The 1953-nt window shown below is 62.1% G+C and carries 2 protein-coding genes; both read left to right on the top strand.

The genetic code is table 11. The annotated features are described in order from the left end of the window. Nucleotides 1-1512 (top strand): DNA cytosine methyltransferase (locus HX846_RS36050; RefSeq protein WP_178967327.1); only part of this gene is annotated, 1512 nt, incomplete at its 5' end. Nucleotides 1513-1845: 333 nt separating this feature from the next. Next, nucleotides 1846-1953: DUF4406 domain-containing protein (locus HX846_RS36045; protein ID WP_178967326.1), on the top strand; the 108-nt coding region annotated here is incomplete at its 3' end.

Genomic DNA, 1953 nt, shown 5'->3' with positions numbered 1-1953 from the left:
CTGGCCGGCAAGATCCCGGCACCAGACGTGCTGGTCGGCGGCACCCCGTGCCAGGCCTTCTCGGTCGCCGGTATGCGCGAAGGCCTCACCGACCCGCGCGGCGCCCTCACCATCAAATACGTGGAGCTTGCAGATGCAGTTGACTATGTTCGCGCTGGCCAGCGAAAGCACGCCAGCGTTATCGTCTGGGAGAACGTCCCCGGCGTCCTCAGCGACAAAGGGAACGCCTTCGGATGCTTTCTTGGCGCGCTTGCTGGGGAAGACTGCGAGCTGCAGCCTCCAGGGAAAAAATGGCAGGACGCTGGTTGTGTGTATGGACCCAAAAGAACAATCGCGTGGCGGGTCCTGGACGCCCAATATTTCGGCCTGGCCCAACGACGCCGTCGTGTGTTCGTTGTCGCAAGTGCTCGAGACGGGTTCGATCCCTCCGAGGTACTTTTTGAGCGCGAAGGCGTGCGCAGGGATACTGCGCCGCGCCGAGGCGAGGGGCAAGATGTTACCGGAACAGCTCCTTTCGGCCCTGCACTCCAGTGCGGATGTGGATCCGTCTTCGCCGAATCCCTAGGCCAATATGGCTGCCCGAACTGCGAAGGCGATGAAGGGCCGGCGGTGTCAATGTTCGGCGGGATACCGGCGTTCGGCGGCCACGGCCTGGAAGGATCAGTTGAGCGATCCGCCACGCTTACCGCGAAGGACACCCGCCTGGATGTGGAAAGCGAAACATTCTTCATCGCGCCGACACTGGCTGGCGGGGGCCGAAAGTCCGGAGGGTACTCGCTCGACGACATCCCGCTCACGGCTCCAGCACTTCGCGCCCAAGCACAAAGCAGCCACCGAGCCGACTCTGAAGCATTCATCGTGGCTGGAACTCTGCAGGCCAGCGGCAAGGCGGCCGGCAGCGCCACTCAGCAGGATGCTGAATCGGGCCTGCTGGTTATGCATGGCACGCAAGACCCAGGAGTCAGCGACTCGACCGCATTCGCCCTCGGCCGGAACAACGGCCAGGAAAATGCGGTGCTGGCTTTCTCCTGCAAGGATCACGGCGCTGATGCCGGGTTTATCGCTCCCACACTCCGAGCCATGAATCACTCAGGCAGCCACGCCAACGCCGGCGGCCAGGTCGCCGTCTGCATCACCGGCGACATCACCCATACGCTGAAAGCTGAAGGGTTCGATGGGAGTGAGGACGGAACAGGCCGTGGGCAGCCGATAGTCGCATGCCGCGACTTAGCCCAGACCTTGACCAGCAACTACGGCAAGCAAGTCGACAACACAGACTCATCCCTGGGCCCCAACGTTGTGTCTTCCACCAGTTCTGTCCGTCGACTCACTCCCCGCGAGTGCGAACGCCTTCAGGGCATGGCCGACGATTACACCCAGATCCCCTGGCGCGGCAAGCCAGCCAGTGAGTGCCCGGACGGCCCCCGCTACAAGGCGATCGGCAACAGCAAGGCCGTCACCGTGGTTCGCTGGATAGGCCGTCGCCTCCTGTCTCAGGTTGACACTACGTAGCGAACAGCTGATATGCCGCAACCTCCGCGCGGGAAATCACGGCAGGTTTGCCGGCAGCGATAAAACTATTTAAGCATGACCTGGTGGCCGGGATATTGAAGCGGCTACCTCTTTTCCTCATCTCGTCCAGCACCGTTAACGAGATCAAGTATTTTCCGCAGTCGGAGCACTCGACATCTCTGAACTCCCCCGGCGAATACCTTTCCTTGCCTTTCCCGCCACAGATAACGCAAACGTAATTGTCCATCACCACCTCCGTTTGGCTGATTGCTGAACTGTAGCTGATCCCCTTTCAAACTCCACCGCCCGGGCATGGCCCGGCAAGGACTCCCCGTGAAACGGATTTACCTCAGCGGCCCCATGACCGGCCTGCCCGGCCTCAACTTCGCGGCCTTCCACGCCATGACCACCAACCTGCGCGCCGGCGGGCACACCGTCACC

It is taken from the genome of Pseudomonas sp. K5002 (assembly GCF_013386655.1).
Lineage (GTDB): Bacteria > Pseudomonadota > Gammaproteobacteria > Pseudomonadales > Pseudomonadaceae > Aquipseudomonas.
The sequence above is the reverse complement of the archived record's forward strand: the minus strand, read 5'-3'. Positions and strand labels throughout refer to the sequence as shown.